Origin of the sequence: Sphingobacterium wenxiniae (assembly GCF_900116225.1) — a bacterium.
GTDB lineage: Bacteria > Bacteroidota > Bacteroidia > Sphingobacteriales > Sphingobacteriaceae > Sphingobacterium > Sphingobacterium wenxiniae.
Window position 1 is genome coordinate 24,317 of sequence record NZ_FOZZ01000008.1, and the last position, 20,118, is coordinate 44,434.

A 20,118-nucleotide genomic window follows, 5' to 3' on the forward strand; every position below is an offset into this window, starting at 1 on the left:
GTAATCAGTAGGACGGGAAATATCAATCTATACATGATATATTGTTTTTATCTTGTCCAGGTATTGTTGCTCGATTCAATGTCCGCTAAGCGCAAAGAAGGGTCGATTTCTACCTTCTTCGGTTTTTTTGTAAGGGAGATACTGTAGCTTGGTTTCGTCCAGAACCAATCCTCCAAAGTTGTCCTTTTCACATTGTTATAGATGCTGAAGTTCTCCGCAGGTTTTTCGCCACGCATCTCCCGCAAAGGGATATAGAAAAGCTCTTTTGAACCGTCCTCATACTCCACTAAAACATCCAACGGCATAGCAAAGTCCGACTTGTTGACCAAGATAATTTCGTTGTCGTCTACTTTGTCAATTCCGTAGTCAATCGTGCGGGTAGTATTGAGAAATAGGTTGAAATACCATTTTAAGTTGATGCCTGAAATTTCCTCTGCTACACGTTTGAAGTCGTTTGGTGTAGGATGTTTAAACTTCCACAGCTCATAAAATTTCAGGAAAGTTTTCTCAAGATTTTCCTTTCCGATGATATAGCCCAGTTGTTCTGCCAATACCTGCCCTTTGTTGTAGGCCTGATTGCTATAGCCATAGTTGGTATTATAATAATCAGCCAGAAGGCTCATTGGTTCCTCTTTTCCGGAAAGAGCAAGCTTGTAATAAGCACGGTAGGCATTGATAACAGGGTTGGTTTCGACTGCCCCTTTTTTCTCGAATAAAGCTTGGGTTGCCAATTCCTGCACGTAGCTGGTGAAACCCTCGTCGAACCATTCATCGACAGTTTCATTGATGCCGAAAAGGTGCTGATACCAAGAGTGTGCTGCTTCATGGAAGATAACGCCAACTAAACTTCGGAGATTACGACCACCTGTAACCAAAGTTACGGTACCGTACTCCATACCACCATCGCCACCCTGTACGATGGTGTAGGTACTCCAAGGATAAGCACCAAATCGGGTGGCGCAAAAGTCAAAAAACTGTGTTGCCATGTCTAAAGCTGTAGCCCAGTTTTCTTGGACTTGCTTGTCAGTGGGAAGATAAACCGTGTAAACAGATACACCGCCTTGGCTTTTGGCTGAATCCACAACAAATTTAGTATCTGCAGCCCATGCAAAATCATGAATGTTTTCTGCTTTGAAGTGCCATTTTGCCTTGCCGTCGGGCGCAATAATTTTTGCTTTTTTATCGTATCCTTTTACTTCTTTTGGATTCTGTAATTTACCTGATGCGCCAATCACGTAATCTTTATTCAGGTGAAAGGTAATATCAAAATTGCCGAATGGTGCGATAAATTCTCGGGCTATGTATTCATCCAGATGCCAGCCAAATTCATCGAAATGCGCCATTTTAGGGTACCATTGTGTCATGGATAACGCTACGCCTTCTTTGGAATTCCTGCCGGAGCGACGTATCTGTTCCGGAACCTGTGCCTTCCAGTCCATCTCGAAAGATACCGTTTCTCCCGATGAAATCGCTTTGGGCAATGTTACCTCTAAAACAGTGCCGTCCACCTTGAAATCGGTGGGTTGCCCATTCATCGTTAAGCTGTTTATCTTTTGGTAGCCAATCTGCTCAGGTGTTAATTGAGCGATACGGCTCTCATATACAGGCTTTTCTTTAGTGCCTTTGTTCGTGGTCATACGCGCGTCGGGATCCGCTATGTTTGACAAACGATAATCCATCATACTTCCTGGCTGAAAAGCATTGAAATACAGATGAAAATACACTTTATTTAATGATTGAGGTGCATTATTGGTATATTGTAAGATCATCTTACCATTGTACTGAAAATTCTTTTCATCGATATCGATGTCCATGTTGTAATCAACGGCTTGCTGCCAATAGCCTGCTCGCTGGGCATAACTATAGGACGTGGCACAGAGGAAAAATAAAAGCAATAGTTTTTTCATATTCGTTTTTAAGTTATGGTACTGATAATGGTTATGAAGGCTCTTCATTTCCGCAATCACGTTAGTCACCATCATCACTTGATGTTACATATAATAATATTCTACGCCTTTCTGTTTTAGGGCGTGTATTAAGCTGTTTAATTGATCTTCTTGCTGGAAGAGCTTATTGCGCCAAAATCGTTTGGGTGTTCTGGATTTTTGTAGGAAAATCATGAGCAGGTTCCCTCCCGAACGCGGGAGATTTCGGAAATATTTTATATCCTTGAATGTTATCATCTCTTCCTTCCCATTCCGGAAAACAACATGTACATTATCCGCATTAATTGTCCATGAAGAATTGTTTCTGCTCCATCGGATGCTGAGGTAAAGAAGGAATGGCAAACTTACCAATACCGTCAGGATCTTTGCAATTTCCGTCCACGGAAACCGTGAGACTATCGCGGTGACAATGCATACACCTAGTAATAAGAGCAACATGTACCTGCCACGATGTAAGGTGGCAATCTGAAAGCTGGGGTTCTCCATACCCCAAAAATAACAAAGAGCGGCAAGATTGCCACTCTTTATTGTAAATATCACTATTCTTTTACCATTCGGTCGCCACGTCCACAGTTTCCCCTTTGCCGTTGATGTATTGAATATCACCGTCTTCGGTCTCGTAAACAGTCGCTATGCCGTCATAAAAAGGAGTTGCATAATAATACTTGAAAGGAATGACTTCCTTTTCCGCATAAGAGATATAACCATATTTTTCATTCTTAGAGGCAACCAATAAATTGTCCTCGTTGGCAAAAGCCAAATAGGTGTAACCGGTTGTGCTTTTTTTGTTGGACTTGATGTCTACGAGGTGATACAGGTCCCCTTCCAGAATAATTGCTTTGTCTTGCACATATTCTGATATAACCTCATAGGTCGCAGGCAAGACAACTTCCCCCTTTAGGTTTATCAAGCCACTTTTTGTGCCTTCGGTGAAGGTCGCATAGCCCTGGTTAAAGGAAGAAAGGTACTCATATTCTGCCGGAACAATAACTTCCTGCTGTGGAGTCATAATGCCCATTTTGCTGTTTTCTGAAAAGATGAGATAGGGTTGTTCGCCATCCAATTGCAGGTAGTCCCACGTACAGGGGATTACTTCTTCGGTTTCTGCATTGATGAGCCCATATAACCCGTCAGCGCTTAAGACCACCGCATAATCTTCAACAAATTCGTATATACCGGAATACTTGGCAGGAGTGATGATGTTATTGTCTGCATCTTTTATTCCGATTAGGGAGGATTCTTCATCCTGGTAAGTGAATAAGTCGTGTCCCAGAGGGATGTCGCTTGCATCATAATCCGCAGAGGAGTAGTCTTGCAGTTCGTACTCCTCCGGAACCTCAAATAGAGAAGCATCAAAGGCTACCGTATTTACGCTGGAAGCCTCGATCCCCATGCCGTAAGCACCGATATATAGAGCCGCGCCGGGTAGTTTCTTTAAGTAGGCATATTCGCCCCAGTATAAAGATGGAAGCGTTTCGGTATACCATATTTCTAATTGAGCGCCCTCAGGGATTATATCCTCATATTCTGGATTTCCTAGATCCAGGATGGCTAATTTACAAGGTATACCAGCAATGGTCTTACTGCGCCCTTCGATAAATTGCAAATCTAAATCAGCTGTACTGAATACGTTGAAATCGTCTTCTGTGGCTTGAATGTCCAGTTTATCGGTTGCATCACTAGCTTCGGTATAGGTCTGCATAGAAGGGTATAGGATATATGACTCTCCTGTCTTGCGGTTAGTAATCTGAATGTTTTCTCCCAGACCTTCCGTTTGAACACGTATAAAATCCTTATTAACCCAAGCCTGTACCTGTGGCTTGTCATCTTCTGCAAAAGCTGCGGCCAAGGCAGCAATCATCGCTAAGGAACTTTCTGTTGAGGAGTCAGCCTCTGAAAGCAGAGCTTCAGATAAAGAGAGTTTGTAATCAATTTTAAAGAGCTTCTCCTGTGCGCAAAGATGGAGCGTAACGAAGCTTAAAAGCAGTGTGAATATACTTTTGTACATAGATGAAATATTATAGAGCAAAGGTGAGAAAAAATAAGGAACGGTAGTAATTATTTTTATAGGCTATGGATGACTTTTTTTATTGTTATGGAAGTGAACGAGATTCCGGAGATAAGCTGCATAGCTTTAAGGCTTACTGCCTATAGCTTTTAATAAAGGGAAAATAAAATTGTACCTAAATACACCCGATAAAAAAATGTCCTATCTTTGAGTTACAGAAAAAATAAGTAAATTGCAAGATGGGATTAGTGACCAAAAAATCGAAAGGCTGGGAGTTGCGTCAATTGACATGGACGTTTATTTCCATACTTGCAATCCTTCCTATACCCGTGCATATTTTTCCTTTTATCATGCTTTCGCAGGCAAAAAAAAGTAAGATACGTTCCTGGTATGCTACAGCTCTGATTCTGCTGATGGCAGAGATAGCACTTTTTGCTTCCTTTGTATATTTCTTTGGTACGCTTTCACAGGGCATGCTGTTAACGTTGGGTGGATATGTGTCCAGCTATATTGTCGGGAATGGTTTGTTGCTCAGCCGGGCAAAACCCTATCTCCGCCGTTTGGAGTTGGCTGAAATACGCCCATTAGCATGGATTCCTTCCGCATCACCTAAGAATCTCCTGCAACTGCCACAAGCAACTTTGGATACGCCACAGTTGTTCGTTGAAAGGCTATTGCACTGGCGTAAGGAAATTGATAACAAGACCATCCATCAAAATATTGACCGCATCATCCACCTGTTTCAATTATTGGAGCAGAAGGATAAGATGGAAGCGGAGAAATTTTTGGTGCGGCATTCTACGATAGTTAGTGTGCTCATGAAATACGATGAGATAGAAAATTCCAGATTGCACAATACCGTTACTGTGGAATCGAAACGTAAACTGGAGCAAGTCATCGTGCAGGCCGCTGCGGCTATCGAGCAAGAAGTTACTAATCAGATCAAACTGGGCATTTTGGATGTTTCGGCAGAGACCGATGTGTACATTCAGACCCTAAGAAATAGAAATCTTTTAAAAGAGTAAATTATGGCAAATTTAGATATAACCCCTATTGACGACAACCAAGACCAAAATAAGTCGATCACCGTTCCTTTTACGGAAGAGGAAAAAGCGTTGATAAAACAATATAAAGATAAAATTAACCTGACTTCTACAACTGATGTCATTCAGTTTGGTGTCGGTAGTCAGACCAAGGTGAGCAATTTCTCCAACGAGATTTTGAAGCAGGTGCGTACCAAGGATATGGGAGGTGCCGAAGATGTTCTGCTGAACCTACGCTCGGATATACGTTCATTTGACGAAAATGTGAATAAAAAGCCGTTGATACCATTCTTCGATAATATGAAGAAGAAACTTCAACGGATGCGTACCGAGTACCAATCGGTAGAAAAAAATATCCATCAGATTGAGCTGAAACTGGAAGGGCACTATAAAAATCTTGGGAAAGACGTGCATATCTTTGATCGCCTTTTCCAAGAAAACCAAAACTATTTCAAGGAGCTTTCGCTCTACATTGCTGCCGGAGAAGAGAAATTGCAGGAAGCCCATGCGGTCACTTTGCCACAGATGAAAGCTGAGGCTGAAGAAACAGGCGATCAGCATAAAATTCAAGCCTATAAAGATATGGAGCAGCATGTGGTGCGTTTTGAGCGCAAAGTGCATGATCTGAAACTTACCCGAATGGTAGTTCTGCAGACTGCGCCACAGATTCGGCTTATCCAAAACAATAGTTCTTCGCTGATGGAAAAGATTCAATCCTCATTGGTGAACACTATTCCACTTTGGAAGAATCAGATGGTACTGACTTTGGGAATTGCTCATTCGCAGAAAGCTCTGGAAGCCCAGAAAGCAGTAACCGATGCAACAAATGAATTGCTTCGCCGGAATTCCGAAATGCTGAAAGAATCTACTATCAATGTTGCTAAGGAAACCGAGCGTGGCATAGTCGATATTGAAACCATTAAGAAAGCCAATCAGGATATTGTCTCTACGATTGAGCAGGTGTTGCAAATCCAACGTGAAGGGCGTGAAAAACGTAAAGTGGTAGAACAGGAACTTCTGCAATCGGAGAACGAGTTGAAAAACAATTTGTTGAAGTCGGCGGCGGATGATAAACTTATTCAGTAGTTTAATTGGTTAAGCGTTTAAACGCTTAACCAATTAAACACATTAGATTTTCCTATCTTTGCATCATGACTTTTACAGCGATAGATTTTGAGTTGGCTACTGCTGCATACAACAGTGTATGTGCGGTGGGCATCGTAAAAGTGGAGGAAGGAAAGATTGTGGATGAGTATCATGCTTTGGTACAACCTCCACAGAACCGTTATATGTGGCAAACGACCCGTGTACATGGTATCAAAGCCAAGGATACAGCCTCAGCCCCGACATTCATTGAAGTGTTTTCTACCATTCAATCTTATTTGACACCACATCACATGGTGGCTCATAACGAAAAGTTTGATCGGGAAGTGTTGATGCAGACCATGAATTTTTATGGCTTGGATTATCGTAAACTGCAATTGCCCAAAATGTGGGACTGCACCAGTAAAATCTACCGTGCAAAAGGCTTTCAGAAAACCAAATTAAGTATTTGTTGTTCGATTATGGGAATAGATTTGCAGCACCATGACCCATTGTCTGATGCCAGAGCCTGTGCCCAGCTGTATATGATGAGCGATAAGGTGACGCCAGCATTGGTCGAACGGCATTTTCCCAAAGAAGAAGTTTTAATCAATAAGCATTCGTAAAAAGTATATATGAGCCGAATAATTAATGTTATTCTTTCAGGAGGGGTGGGGTCTCGTTTGTGGCCCTTGTCCCGTAAATCCAAACCGAAGCAGTATTTGCCGTTCTTTAATGGGAAATCTTTGTTTGGATTGACAATTGAGCGTAATAAAAGTGTATGTGATGAGGTTTTATTGGTTGGTTCTACACAGAATATTGATTTGGCCAAAGCCGAATTAAAGGATATTCCCCATCGAATTGTGCAAGAAGCCACTCCCCGGAATACTGCTGCTGCGATAGCATTCGCAGCTTTTACAGTTGATCCGGAAGATGTGCTGGTTGCCACACCTTCTGACCATCTCATTGAGGGTAATGAGCAATACCTTCAAGCCGTCAAACGAGGAATCGAATTTGCCAAAGATGGTTTTTTGGTCACTTTTGGTATTAAACCCTTACGTCCGGAAACAGGATATGGTTATATAGAATCCGAAGGCAACGATGTGCTTTCTTTTCGTGAGAAACCAAACTTCGAGACGGCAAAAGAATTTTTGAAACGAGGTAACTTCCTGTGGAACTCTGGTATATTCTGTTTTAAGGCAGGCACCTATCTCAATGAATTGGAACGCTTTGACCCGAAGCTGTATAATGCAGCTAAATTAGCTTTTGAAGCCTCTGATAACGGTGTACTGGATGAAGAGTTGTCCTTGAAAATCCCTTCTAAAAGTGTGGATTATGCCATTATGGAGCGTAGCGATAGCATCAAAGTTGTACCGGCTTTCTTCGATTGGTCGGATATGGGGGCTTTCGATTCGCTTTATGAGTATCTGATCAATAAAGGCTATAAGCACGACGAACAAGGCAATGTGGTGATCGGTAGCGATAAACCAACCTTCTTCTTGGGGTTGAAAAATTGTATTGTTGTGCATACAGATGATGCCGTGTTAATTTTGGACAAAGCACATGCGCAGGATGTCAAGCACATCTATGAGCAGCTTGAAAAAGATAATTCAGAGTTGGTTTAACTTATCACTCATACATAATGGAAAAAGAGAAGAAAAAAGAAGCAAAAAAGAAGCATAGGGATTACAATCCTGGTCCACGGGTAGGGATTACCTTCTCTACTTTTGATCTTTTGCATGCCGGACATATCATGATGTTGGCAGAAGCAAAACGTCAATGCGACTATCTGATTTGTGGATTGCAGATGGATCCTACTTTGGATCGTCCGGAAAAGAACCCACCAACGCAGACAGTTGTGGAGCGTTATATACAGTTACGGGGTTGTGAGTATGTGGATGAGATTGTTCCTTATTCCACTGAGCAGGATTTAGAAGATATTCTGCGTTCCTTTAAGCTGGATGTACGTATCGTAGGAGATGAATATAAAGACAAAGATTTTACAGGACGAAAGTATTGTGAGGAGAAGGGTATAGAACTGTATTTTAACAGTCGTGATCACCGCTTTTCCAGTTCGGGACTCCGTAAGATTGTCGCGCAGAAGGAAGCTGAAAGAAACGGTAAATAATTTATTAATTTAGAATAAATGAGTAATACAAAGAAGATAGCCGTTATAGGGCAGGGATATGTGGGTTTGCCTTTGGCAATTGAGCTGGCACAACTTTACCCAGTCATTGGGTTTGATATTGATGATTCACGTGTCCAGGAACTTAACCAAGGGAAAGATAGGACAATGGAGGCGGATCTTGATAAGCTTAATAAAGGTATTTCTTTGTTTAATCAGACCTCTTTTGAACGAGGGTATAAGGCTTCTTTCAAATTATCTGATTTGGAATCGGCTCAGATATATATAGTTACGGTGCCCACGCCGATTGATCGATATAATTCCCCAGATTTGACTCCCCTGATAAAAGCTACCGAGATGCTGGGGAAGGTTCTGAGTAAAGGCGATATCGTAATATACGAATCCACGGTTTATCCCGGTTGTACGGAGGAGGAATGTGTTCCTGTGTTGGAAAGAGTCTCTGGCTTGACTTTTAATGAAGATTTTTTTGTTGGATACTCCCCTGAACGAATCAATCCGGGCGACAAAGTGAATACCTTAACCTCGATTAAGAAAGTCACTTCGGGAAGTACGCCTGCGGTTGCGCAAGAGATAGATCAGTTATATAGGAGTATTATTCAAGCGGGTACCCACAAAGCGCCATCTATTAAAGTGGCGGAGGCATCGAAAGCTATTGAAAATGCCCAGCGTGATGTGAATATTTCCTTTGTCAATGAGTTGGCGTTAATATTTGACCGGGTGGGAATTGATACTACGGATGTACTGGAAGCTGCCGGAACAAAATTCAACTTTTTGAAATATAAGCCCGGCTTAGTTGGTGGGCATTGTATTTCTGTCGATCCGTATTACCTTGCGCAGAAAGCTTCGCAGTTGGGTTATCATCCGCAGGTGATATTATCTGGACGACGGGTAAACGATATGATGGCATCTTTTATAGCCTCTAAAGTCGTAAAGTTGATGATTGCGAAAGATATTGCTATCAAGGGAGCTAAAGCGTTGGTGTTGGGCATTACATTTAAAGAGAATTGTCCTGATGTGCGGAATACGAAAGTAGTGGATATCGTACGGGATTTAGAGACCTATGGTCTTCTAGTCGATGTGTATGACCCTTGGGCAAGCTCGGAAGAGGTCAAGCATGAATATGGTATAGATTGTCATCCTGAGCTTGTCGAAGGACGACAATATGAGGCGGTTATCCTTGCCGTCGCCCATCAAGAGTTTCTGCAATTAGATATTTCTACTTTGAAAAAAGAAACTGCAGTTGTATTTGATATCAAGGCTTGTTTAGACCGGGATTTGGTTGATGCTCGGTTGTAGAATGTGAATTCGCAGATTCACGGATTTGCAGATAGGCAGATATGCAAAAAAAACAAAAATAATGAGGCAATTCTATTTCGAGAAATTAGAGGTTTGACAAGATGCCAGATGCTTGGTCAAGGATGTCTATTCTATATGTGAGAAGTTTCCGTCTTCCGAAAATATGGGATGACTTCGCGATTAAAACGAGCTGCCGTCAGTATTGTGCTGAATATCGCCGAAGGGATGAGTCGCAGAACTGAGAAGGACAAGGCAAGGTTTATCAATCAAGCCTTTTCTTCTGCCATTGAGGTTATAGGTATATTGGTGCTTTCGCATGATTTGACTTTTATAGATGAAGAGACCAACGTTGCTCATAGAGAAAAAACAGAGATGATAACTAATAAACTGAATAGCTTGTATAATAAATTTGATAAGTAGGCAGATTCGCTGGAATATAGAAGCGCAAATCCGCACATTTACGAATATGCAAATACGCAAAAAAAATAAACAAATGAAAACAATTCTTATCACTGGAGGTGCAGGCTTTATTGGCTCGCATGTTGTTCGGGAGTTTGTGAATAAATATCCGGATTATCATATCGTCAATCTGGATGCTTTAACCTATGCCGGAAATTTAGAAAACCTTAAGGATATTGAAAATAAATCAAACTATACCTTTGTGAAGGCAGATATTCGGGATGCTGACCATATTTTGGCTATTTTTCAAGAATATAGGCCCGATGGCGTTATCCATTTGGCAGCGGAGTCCCATGTAGACCGCTCCATCTCAGATCCCTTAGCCTTTGTGATGACCAATGTTATCGGAACGGTTAACCTTTTAAATGCTGCTAAAGCGATATGGAATGGCGAATATGAAGGCAAACGCTTCCATCATGTTTCTACGGATGAGGTGTATGGCACTTTAGGCGAGACAGGACTTTTCACGGAGCAGACAGCCTATGATCCGCATTCTCCATACTCTGCCTCCAAAGCCTCTTCTGATCATTTTGTTCGTGCGTATCACGATACCTATGGTTTGCCGGTGATCCTGACAAATTGTTCCAATAACTATGGGCCAAACCATTTCCCGGAGAAGCTAATCCCTCTTTGTATCCACAATATCTTAAATGAAAAACCGTTGCCTATCTATGGTAATGGGAAATATACACGTGATTGGCTCTTTGTGATAGATCATGCCCGGGCTATTGATTTGGTTTTCCATCAGGGTAAAACAGGGGATTCGTATAATGTAGGTGGTTTCAACGAATGGCAGAACATCGATCTGGTCAAAGAATTGTGTAAGCAAATGGATGAGAAATTAGGTCGTCCGGCAGGTACTGCAGAAAAGTTGATCACTTATGTAAAAGATCGCCCCGGACATGATTTGCGTTATGCCATAGATGCAACCAAAATCAATCAAGAGTTGGGATATACGCCTTCCGTTACTTTTGAACAGGGATTATCCATTACAATCGATTGGTTTTTAAATAATCAGGAATGGTTGGATAATGTAACCAGTGGGGATTATCAGAAGTATTATGAGGGGCAGTATAGGGAGAGTTAGAAAGGGTTAGAAAGTTAAGGAGTTAGAGAGAGTTAGAAAGGGTTAGAAAGGGTTAGAAAGTTAAGGAGTTAGAGAGAGTTAGAAAGGGTTAGAAAGTTAAGGAGTGAGAGAGGGTTAGGGAGTGAGAGAAAAAAGTTAGATCATTTGGGTAATTATTAATATATTGCTTCTTACTAACAATAATTTTAAGCTTCTATAACTATGATTAGGTCACATAAAGATTTAGCGGTCTACAAGTTGTCGTTAGAGCTTGTGGTTGATATTTACAAATTAACTAACCAGTTTCCTAAAGAGGAGCAGTATGGCTTGACTGCACAGATTAAAAGGGCTTGTATTTCTGTTCCTTCCAATATTGCAGAGGGGGCTGGGAGAAAAGGTAAAGCAGAGTTTATCAGATTTTTGTATATAGCTATGGGTTCTTTGAGTGAAGTAGATGCACAATTAGAGATCGCTGTTATGTTATCATTTTGTGAAACCGAAGAACATATTGTTAATAAAATATATTTAATAAAAAGGATGCTAGCAAAACTGATCAAAAGTTTAGGAGATTAAACATTTCTAACTTTCTTACCAAATTCTAACTTTCTAACTAAATTCTAACTTTCTAACTAAATTCTAACTTTCTAACATAAATGATCGCAACGAATGAAAATTACAAATACAAAACTAAAAGGCTGTTTTATACTTGAGCCGGCAAAATATGGAGATAGCCGTGGTTATTTTATGGAGAGTTTCAATGAGAAAACTTTCAATGAACTGACGGGTACAGACACCCATTTTGTGCAGGACAATCAGTCCTATTCGACACGGGGGGTGTTGCGTGGTTTGCATGCGCAAGCAGGTGAATATGCACAAGCTAAATTGGTCCGTGTATTGGAAGGTGAAGTCATCGATGTAGCCGTTGATGTACGTCCCCAATCCGAAACCTTTGGACAACATGTAGCTGTTCGGTTGTCGGCAGAGAATAACCTACAATTGTTTGTTCCAAGAGGGTTTTTGCACGGCTTCGTTGTGTTGAGTGATGCAGCGACGTTTTTTTACAAGTGTGACAATTTTTACAATAAAGCTTCCGAATGTGGTGTACATCCGCTGGATAAGGATTTAGCAATTGACTGGCAAATCGCTGAAAGTGAGCTGTTGTTGTCTGATAAGGATAAGGAAGCACTATCGTTTAAGGAGGTGTTTAGAGAGCGTTAGATGGAGTTAAGGAGTTAGATGAAGTTAAGAAGTTAAGGAGTGAGAGAGCGTTTAGGAGTTAGAGAGCTAACTCTCTCACCTTCTAACTAACGTCTAACTCTCTAACTAAATTCTCACTGTCTAGCTAAATTCTAACTAAATTCTCACTCTTCAAAAATAACAAAAATGAAAATACTTATTACTGGTGCAAATGGCCAATTAGGTTCTGAGCTGCAGGAGATTTTAAGGGAACAGTCTGATAAGGAATGCTACTTTCTTGATCGTAAACAACTTCCCTTAGACCAGACTTTGATTATTCAGGATATTCTGGCGATGTATCAACCGGATATTATTATTCATGCCGCAGCGTATACTGCAGTGGATAAGGCTGAATCAGAATCTGATCTGGCCGATGCGGTGAATCATTTGGCGTCTGAGGAAATTGCGCAATATTGCCGGTTGCATGGGGCTAAACTACTCGCTATCTCTACAGATTATGTTTTTGATGGGGGCTCCGTGAATCCCTTAGCAGAGAATGCTCCGGTAAACCCAATCAACATATATGGTTTGACGAAACTCAGAGGTGAGCAGGCTATTCAAAAGTGGTTGCCAGAGGCAATTATCATCCGTACATCTTGGGTTTATTCAACGTATGGAAATAACTTTGTCAAAACGATGATTCGGCTGATGAGCGAGCGAGATGAAATCTCTGTGATTAATGATCAGATCGGTTCCCCTACGTATGCAAAAGATTTAGCACAAGCAATAGTAGCCATCGTTGAAGGCGAAAATTGGGTCAGTGGGATCTACCATTATTCTAATGAAGGCGAGATCTCCTGGTACGACTTCGCAGAAGCAATTAAGGAGATTAAAGGGTTAGAGTGTAAAATCCACCCAATTCCAACAGCGCAATATCCAACACCAGCAAAACGTCCAAAATATTCACTATTGGATAAAAGCAAGATAAAACGTATTTTCGGCGTAGAAGTGCCTTATTGGCGAGAAAGCTTGCGTAAAATGTTAGAGCAAGTTAGAATTGGTTAGAATAAGAGTTAGAATAAGTTAGAGTGAGTTAAAAAAGTTAGAGTTGGATTAGAACAGGTTCGAGGGTATGGTTTCTCTAACTATCTAACTTCTTAACTATCTAACTGTTTTCTAACTACAAAAAAATACAAAAATGAAAGGAATCATACTTGCCGGAGGATCCGGTACTCGTCTCCATCCGTTAACTCTTGCTGTTTCCAAGCAGCTGATGCCTGTGTACGACAAGCCGATGATATACTATCCTTTGTCTACCTTGATGTTGGCAGGAATAAAAGAAATTTTAATCATTTCAACTCCAAAAGATTTGCCTAACTTTGCGAAATTATTAGGTGATGGATCACAACTCGGTTGCAAGTTCTCTTATAAAGAACAGCCTAGCCCTGATGGTTTAGCGCAAGCCTTTATTTTGGGAGAAGAGTTTATTGGTAATGATAAAGTTGCTCTGATTTTAGGTGATAATATTTTTTATGGATCGGGTATGTCAAAACTGCTGCAATCCAGCGCTGATCCAGATGGTGGAGTTGTGTTTGCTTATCCGGTCCATGATCCGGAGCGCTATGGCGTAGTGGAGTTTGACGCAAATAAAAAAGTAGTATCCATAGAGGAGAAGCCTAAGAAGCCTAAATCTAATTATGCTGTTCCGGGATTGTATTTTTATGACAACGACGTGGTCCATATTGCAAAGAACATTCAACCATCCAGCCGAGGTGAGTTGGAAATCACGGATGTCAATAAAGTATATCTGGAGCAAGGGAAACTGAAGGTAGGTATCTTCGATAGAGGTACGGCCTGGTTGGATACGGGGACGATCCAATCTCTGATGCAGGCAGGACAGTTCGTGCAGGTCATCGAAGAACGCCAAGGCATGAAGATTGGTGCTATTGAGGAAGTTGCATACCGTATGGGGTATATTGACAGAGAACAATTATTAAAACTTGCTGAACCGTTGATAAAGTCAGGTTATGGCGAATATTTAAAGCGTATTGTAAAATTGGAGTATGAAGAAAAGCATAAGGCATAGTTTGAGAACCCTTATAGGGGTTTTCCTCGTTTTTGTCTGTACGTCCATCGGGGCGCAGATTCGTGATTTTTCCAAAATACAGGTAGATCAATTGACGGAGCCACAGATTGAGAACCTTTGGTCTCGGGCAGAACAGCAAGAGATGAGTGATCAGGATTTGTATAATTCCCTGCAGCAACAAGGGATGCCAAATGCCGAAATAACGAAACTAAGGGTCAGGATTACTGCGCTTAAAAAGAAACGGGAAAATGAACGCTTGCGCAAAGGAAGCCCAGCTACAAAAGAGAAGACCAAAAAGGTGCTATTGGATCAGGATTGGTTTACGCCATTGGTCGATACCCTAAATGAGGATATTGAGATTGAAGAAGAGCTTGATAAGCAATTTCAAATTTTTGGTTCTGAATTATTCAAGAACAATGCGATTAGCTTTGAACCGAATATGAATATGCCTACTCCCAAGGGCTATGTAGTGGGGGCAGGCGATCAGCTAAGTTTGGATATTACAGGTGATAATGAAGCCAGCTATGAATTGACTGTTACGCCAGAGGGAGCAATCAAGGTGGAATATGCCGGTTTAATCAATATTGCCGGTTTGAGTGTAGAAGCTGCCCGGACAAAAATATCCAATCGTCTGACGAGCATATACCCCGCAATCCGTTCAGGTCGTACGAAAGTTGATCTAAATCTTGCAGCCATGCGGAGTATCAAGGTGACGATGACGGGTTTTGTCACACAGCCGGGAACCTATACCTTGCCAGCGGTAGCTACCGTATTTAATGCTTTGTATGCCGCAGGTGGACCAAATGATCAGGGATCTTTCCGAAGCATTCAGGTGCTTAGGAATAACGAAGTTGTCAGTACTATTGATGCTTATGATTTTCTGGTCAATGGTTTGCAGGCAGGCAATATTCGTCTGGAAGATCAGGATGTTATCCATATTCCGGTTTATATTTCACGCGTGCAAATGGAAGGATTGGTGAGGCGAGTCGGCTTCTTTGAGATTAAAGATGGTGAAACGTTTGCTGATTTGTTACGCTATGCAGGAGGCTTTGATAATAAGGCTTATACTGCTCGTGTAAAAGTGCTTCGCTCTACAGGGAAAGATGTGGGCATCTTCGATATTAAGGAGACTGATTTTGCAATATATAAGCCCTTCAACGGGGATCATTATATTGTCGAGGAAATATTGGAACGTTATGCGAATCGGGTTGTATTGGATGGAGCGGTCTTTCGTGCTGGAGATTATGAATTAACTCCGGGTTTGACCGTGGGAGAATTGCTGAAAAGAGGAGAAGGTATTCGTGAGGATGCATTTACGGCGAGAGCCTATGTGCAACGATTGAATCCGGATAATACACAACGACTACTATCCTTTGATCTCAAAAAGTTATTGGACGGTGAAATTGAGGATATTCCGCTGCGACGTGAAGATCGTTTAGTGGTTACCTCTATTTTCGACCTGCGGGATGAATATTTCGTAACCATTGACGGTGAGGTTCGTCATCCGGGTCAGTTGGATTATGCCGAAGAGATGACTTTGGGTAGTGCTATCCAAATGGCAGGTGGGCTTTCCGATGCCGCAAATATTGAACGTATTGAGGTTGCTCGGCGTATCCGTCGAAATATCAACGAACGAGATTCTGTTTTGTCAGAATTGATGGTGGTGAAATTCGATAACAAAGAAGAAGCAGTGCAATCTGATTTTGTTTTGCAACCTTTTGATATGATTAGTATCCGAACAAGTACCGGTTACCAATTACAGCGCCAGGTACGGATTGAGGGTGAAGTGAGATATCCTGGAGTTTACACCTTGGTGCGTAAAGATGAGCGTATATCTGACCTGATAGAACGAGCCGGTGGCTTTACCGAGTACGCCTATCTGGAGGGCGCTTCGCTGCAACGTATTGCGACAAGCTCAGAAATAGCGGTACAAAGTTCCAGATCGGCGACTTCGTTAGATAACAATTTGATAGATTCTCTGGAGTTACAAAACGAGGAAAACCGGAATGCGATTTTAGGTAAGATTAAGGAAGGGCAGAGTAAAACTAATCTGTATTTTAATAAGTATATAGGAATCGATTTAAAACGTATTGTTAAACGTCCGGAATCCAGGTTGGATATCTTTTTGGAAGAAGGAGATGTGCTGACTGTGCCACGACAATTACAGACTGTGAAGATAGTAGGTGAGGTACTTAGTCCGATATCTGTCGTGTATCAGAAAGGCAGAAACTTAAAGTATTACGTCAATCAGGCGGGAGGATATACATCCCGTGCGCATAAATCGAAGACTTTTGTACAGTATGCCAATGGTTCGGTTAAGGGAACACAAAAAGGATTGGGACGGATTTATCCAGAAATAAGACCTGGGGCTGAGATTATTATCCCACAGAAACCGGAGAAGCAAAAGATTTCGGTACAAGCTATTGTAGGATTGACTTCTGGTCTGGTCTCAATGACAGCTATTCTGGTGACTTTATTTAGAAGATAAGAATGGAAAATAATAAAGTAATCAATAGTGATGAGATCTCCTTAAAGGAAGTTGTGTTGACCGCAAGGGCAGCCCTATACTATGTTTTTAAATATTGGTATATTTTATTGATTGTCGGAGGGATAGGTTATGGTATAGGCTATTTATATGAGGGACAAAAAAAGAAGATGTACACTGCTACGACCACATTTGTTTTAGAAAGTAACACTTCTCCTAAAGGAAATATGTCTGGATTAAGCGCTTTTTTAGGAGGCGGGGGCGGAACGGGTTCAGTAAATCTTTTTCAGGGAGAAAGCTTGATGGAACTTTATAAGTCCCGTACTATTTTGGAAGAAGTGCTGCTATCGCCAATGGAGGATGATAGTACAACCTTATTGATACAAAAGCTATTCTCGATTAATGAAAAGTTGGAGGAGAAGTTGACAGAGACCAATAGAGACTTACTTGAAGATACGCAATTTTTGTTATTTCCTTCGCCAGAAAGGCAGAGACAACGGGATAGTATTATGAATGGGGCAGTCAATGTTGCGAAAGGTTATTTTTCTGTAAGTTATCCAAATCCAAAAGCAAGTATGCTCCAAGTTAATGTCAGTGCTGAAGATGAAGTGTTTGCAAGGTCGTTTAATCAACAGATAGTGGATAAGGTAAATACCTTGTATATGGAAATAAAAGGAGGAAAATCTTATGAAAATGTCAGGATTTTACAGCATAAAGCAGATTCCGTGCATCGAGTTCTGTTAAGTGCTATTTCAAGAGTTGCGGCATCAACCGATCAAACCCCAAATTTAAACCCTACCCGTGGGGCATTAAGGCAGGTCCCTGTACAAGATGCTCAGGTCAAGGTTGAAGCATCAAGAAGCCTCTATGCGGAGTTTAGTAGAAATTTGGAAATGGCACGTCTCTCGCTTGATCAGGAGGTTCCTCTGATTAAGATAATCGATGAGGCAAGATATCCTTTGAATGTAACGAACCCGAATAAAAATAAGATTGGTATATTGGGGGCTATTGGAGGAGTTTTGTTAACGGGCCTATTGCTGACGATGGTTTATGTGTTTAAACAGATAATGAAAGATTAAAATATGATTATAAGTAAGATTACTTGTATCGGTGCCGGTTATGTTGGAGGACCTACGATGTCGGTTGTAGCGCAGCAAAATCCTGATATACAAATTACCATTGTTGATGTGAATGCCGCACGTATTGCTGCATGGAATGGGGAAGATTTGGATCAATTGCCTATTTATGAGCCAGGATTGAAGGAAGTGGTGGCAGAAGCGAGAGGACGCAATCTCTTTTTTTCGACCGATGTCGATAAAGCCATTGATGAGGCCGATATGATTTTTATATCGGTGAATACCCCTACTAAAACATATGGTAAAGGTAAGGGGCAGGCTGCTGATCTCAAGTTTATCGAGCTTTGTGCGCGTCAAATAGCTTCCGTTGCCAAGACAGATAAGATTGTGGTGGAGAAATCTACCTTACCGGTACGTACCGCTGAAGCCTTGAAATCTATCCTGGACAATACAGGAAATGGCGTGAATTTCCATATCTTGTCCAATCCGGAATTTTTGGCGGAAGGTACAGCGATTCAGGATTTGCAAAATCCGGATCGTGTGCTTATAGGTGGTGAAAACCCAGAGGCTATAGAAGCTTTGGTGAAGGTCTATGAAGCATGGATACCACGTGAACGGATTATCACAACCAACCTGTGGTCCTCCGAATTGTCAAAATTGGTGGCTAATGCTTTCTTGGCACAACGGGTATCATCTATCAATTCGATATCTGAACTTTGTGAAGTGACAGGAGCAGACGTCAACGAGGTCGCACATGCCATCGGTATGGATTCGCGCATTGGTTCTAAGTTTCTAAAAGCATCGGTCGGTTTTGGAGGCTCTTGTTTCCAAAAGGATATTTTAAATCTTGTGTATATTGCCCGTTCGTATAATTTGCATGCTGTAGCTGACTATTGGGAGCAGGTGATTCTTATGAACGATCACCAAAAACAGCGTTTTGCTGAAAAAATAATACAGACCTTATACAATACGGTTAACGGCAAACAAATTACCTTCTTGGGCTGGGCCTTTAAAAAGGACACGAACGATACACGTGAATCTGCAGCGATATATGTGGCAGATTATCTTTTAAATGAAGAAGCAAGTATTGTAGTTTATGATCCCAAAGTTTCTGCAGAGCAGGTTTACAAAGACTTAGATTCTTTGGGCACACGTTCCCCGGAAGACAATAGAAGATTGGTGACTGTTGTTAACAACCCCTATGCGGCTTGTCGTGAAACGCACGCCATCGCTGTACTGACCGAATGGGATGAGTTTAAGGGATATGATTGGCAAAAAATCAAAGAAGATATGAAACGACCATCTTTTGTTTTTGACGGGCGGAAAATTTTAGATAGACAAAGTTTAGAAGCATTGGGTTTTAAATATTATGCCATTGGAGAGTAACGTTGTAAAAAAACAGGAACATTGGGACGAGGTCATCACGTCCAAGACGGGGCTATTTGATCTGAAGCTTCGGGAGGTATGGAAATACAGGGACTTAGTATCGCTTTTAGTAAGGCGAGACTTTGTTACGTCTTTTAAGCAGACAATCTTAGGACCTTTATGGTTTTTTATAAGTCCGATGCTGACCTCGGCTATTTACATTATTATTTTTACGGTTATTGCCCGTATCCCAACAGATGGGATCCCGCCTATCTTATTTTATCTGTCGGGTATCACCTTATGGAATTATTTTTCTTCAGCTTTAACCTTGACCTCTAATGTCTTTACTGCCAATGCCAATGTCTTTGGTAAAGTCTATTTCCCTAGGTTGGTGATGCCTTTATCGATTATTATTTCGAGACTTATGCAATTTGGGGTGCAAATGCTACTATTTTTTGTGTTTTGGTTGTATTATTGGATGCAAGGGGTAATTGAACCGAATATATGGCTATTGGCAGTACCTTATTATGTCTTGCTCTGTTCCATTATTGCTATGGGATTAGGATTGATTTTTTCTAGCTTGACGACTAAATATAAAGATGTATCTATGCTACTGGGTTTTTGTATTCAATTGTGGATGTACGCGACTCCTGTTATTTACCCTTCTTCTATTATGCCGGCGTCTGTTAAGGTATACCTACAATATAACCCTATGATTGGTATATTTGAAGGCTTTAAGTATGCTTTTTTAGGAAAGGGCAGCTTTGATCCAACGATATTATTTTACCCTACGGCATTTGCAATCATTATATTGGCTTTAGGTGTATTAATCTTTAATAAGGTAGAAAAGTCCTTTATGGATACCGTTTAATCGAGTGAAAGA

19 protein-coding genes are annotated in these 20,118 nt (G+C 41.2%); 16 read left to right on the forward strand and 3 right to left on the reverse strand.

Annotated elements, in window-relative coordinates:
- Window positions 1-47: 47 nt before the first annotated feature.
- From BM375_RS11395 to BM375_RS11405, 3 genes are all read right to left on the reverse strand, one after another.
- The gene (locus BM375_RS11395) at window positions 48-1,907 is read right to left on the reverse strand and encodes a M1 family metallopeptidase (RefSeq protein ID WP_093366399.1); all 1,860 of its coding nucleotides are present in this window, start codon (window positions 1,905-1,907) and stop codon (window positions 48-50) included.
- Between the two features lie 84 nt (window positions 1,908-1,991).
- Complete coding sequence (locus tag BM375_RS11400) at window positions 1,992-2,486, reverse strand: hypothetical protein (protein ID WP_139227573.1); 495 nt, start codon at window positions 2,484-2,486, stop codon at window positions 1,992-1,994.
- 7 nt (window positions 2,487-2,493) lie between these two features.
- Entirely contained in the window at window positions 2,494-3,954 is a 1,461-nt protein-coding gene (locus BM375_RS11405) for a WG repeat-containing protein (protein ID WP_093366190.1), read from the reverse strand.
- Window positions 3,955-4,193: 239 nt separating this feature from the next.
- Here BM375_RS11405 and BM375_RS11410 point away from each other — a divergent pair, with 239 nt between their 5' ends.
- From BM375_RS11410 to BM375_RS11485, 16 genes are all read left to right on the forward strand, one after another.
- A complete protein-coding gene (locus BM375_RS11410) occupies window positions 4,194-4,979 on the forward strand; it encodes a hypothetical protein (RefSeq protein ID WP_093366192.1) in 786 nt (261 codons plus the stop codon).
- A 3-nt stretch (window positions 4,980-4,982) separates the two neighbouring features.
- The gene (locus tag BM375_RS11415) at window positions 4,983-6,083 is read left to right on the forward strand and encodes a toxic anion resistance protein (protein ID WP_093366193.1); all 1,101 of its coding nucleotides are present in this window, start codon (window positions 4,983-4,985) and stop codon (window positions 6,081-6,083) included.
- 65 nt (window positions 6,084-6,148) lie between these two features.
- Window positions 6,149-6,706 (forward strand): 3'-5' exonuclease, encoded by a 558-nt coding sequence (locus BM375_RS11420; protein ID WP_093366195.1) that lies wholly within the window; start codon window positions 6,149-6,151, stop codon window positions 6,704-6,706.
- Between the two features lie 9 nt (window positions 6,707-6,715).
- Window positions 6,716-7,705, forward strand: a complete 990-nt coding sequence (locus BM375_RS11425) for a mannose-1-phosphate guanylyltransferase (RefSeq protein ID WP_093366197.1) — start codon at window positions 6,716-6,718, stop codon at window positions 7,703-7,705.
- Window positions 7,706-7,722: 17 nt separating this feature from the next.
- Window positions 7,723-8,208, forward strand: coding sequence for an adenylyltransferase/cytidyltransferase family protein (locus BM375_RS11430; RefSeq protein ID WP_093366199.1), 486 nt, complete (start codon window positions 7,723-7,725; stop codon window positions 8,206-8,208).
- 18 nt (window positions 8,209-8,226) lie between these two features.
- Complete coding sequence (locus BM375_RS11435; RefSeq protein WP_093366201.1) at window positions 8,227-9,522, forward strand: nucleotide sugar dehydrogenase; 1,296 nt, start codon at window positions 8,227-8,229, stop codon at window positions 9,520-9,522.
- A gap of 168 nt (window positions 9,523-9,690) precedes the next feature.
- Window positions 9,691-9,942: a four helix bundle protein gene (locus BM375_RS11440; RefSeq protein ID WP_212611674.1), complete on the forward strand. Its 252-nt coding sequence runs from the start codon at window positions 9,691-9,693 to the stop codon at window positions 9,940-9,942.
- A 73-nt stretch (window positions 9,943-10,015) separates the two neighbouring features.
- A complete protein-coding gene (gene rfbB, locus BM375_RS11445; RefSeq protein WP_093366400.1) occupies window positions 10,016-11,068 on the forward strand; it encodes a dTDP-glucose 4,6-dehydratase in 1,053 nt (350 codons plus the stop codon).
- 201 nt (window positions 11,069-11,269) lie between these two features.
- Window positions 11,270-11,620 (forward strand): four helix bundle protein, encoded by a 351-nt coding sequence (locus tag BM375_RS11450; protein ID WP_170852646.1) that lies wholly within the window; start codon window positions 11,270-11,272, stop codon window positions 11,618-11,620.
- 93 nt (window positions 11,621-11,713) lie between these two features.
- On the forward strand, window positions 11,714-12,265 hold the full coding sequence (gene rfbC, locus BM375_RS11455; protein WP_093366205.1) for a dTDP-4-dehydrorhamnose 3,5-epimerase: 552 nt from the start codon (window positions 11,714-11,716) through the stop codon (window positions 12,263-12,265).
- A gap of 165 nt (window positions 12,266-12,430) precedes the next feature.
- Window positions 12,431-13,288, forward strand: coding sequence for a dTDP-4-dehydrorhamnose reductase (rfbD, locus tag BM375_RS11460; RefSeq protein WP_093366207.1), 858 nt, complete (start codon window positions 12,431-12,433; stop codon window positions 13,286-13,288).
- 133 nt (window positions 13,289-13,421) lie between these two features.
- Complete coding sequence (rfbA, locus tag BM375_RS11465; protein WP_093366209.1) at window positions 13,422-14,309, forward strand: glucose-1-phosphate thymidylyltransferase RfbA; 888 nt, start codon at window positions 13,422-13,424, stop codon at window positions 14,307-14,309.
- Window positions 14,287-16,797, forward strand: a complete 2,511-nt coding sequence (locus BM375_RS11470) for a polysaccharide biosynthesis/export family protein (protein WP_093366211.1) — start codon at window positions 14,287-14,289, stop codon at window positions 16,795-16,797. Before rfbA ends, BM375_RS11470 begins: the two co-directional genes overlap by 23 nt.
- 2 nt (window positions 16,798-16,799) lie before the next feature.
- The gene (locus tag BM375_RS11475; RefSeq protein ID WP_093366213.1) at window positions 16,800-17,873 is read left to right on the forward strand and encodes a hypothetical protein; all 1,074 of its coding nucleotides are present in this window, start codon (window positions 16,800-16,802) and stop codon (window positions 17,871-17,873) included.
- A 3-nt stretch (window positions 17,874-17,876) separates the two neighbouring features.
- The gene (locus BM375_RS11480) at window positions 17,877-19,256 is read left to right on the forward strand and encodes a nucleotide sugar dehydrogenase (RefSeq protein ID WP_093366215.1); all 1,380 of its coding nucleotides are present in this window, start codon (window positions 17,877-17,879) and stop codon (window positions 19,254-19,256) included.
- A complete protein-coding gene (locus tag BM375_RS11485; RefSeq protein WP_244525887.1) occupies window positions 19,246-20,106 on the forward strand; it encodes an ABC transporter permease in 861 nt (286 codons plus the stop codon). The genes BM375_RS11480 and BM375_RS11485 overlap by 11 nt, the downstream gene beginning before the upstream one ends.
- Window positions 20,107-20,118 lie beyond the last annotated feature (12 nt).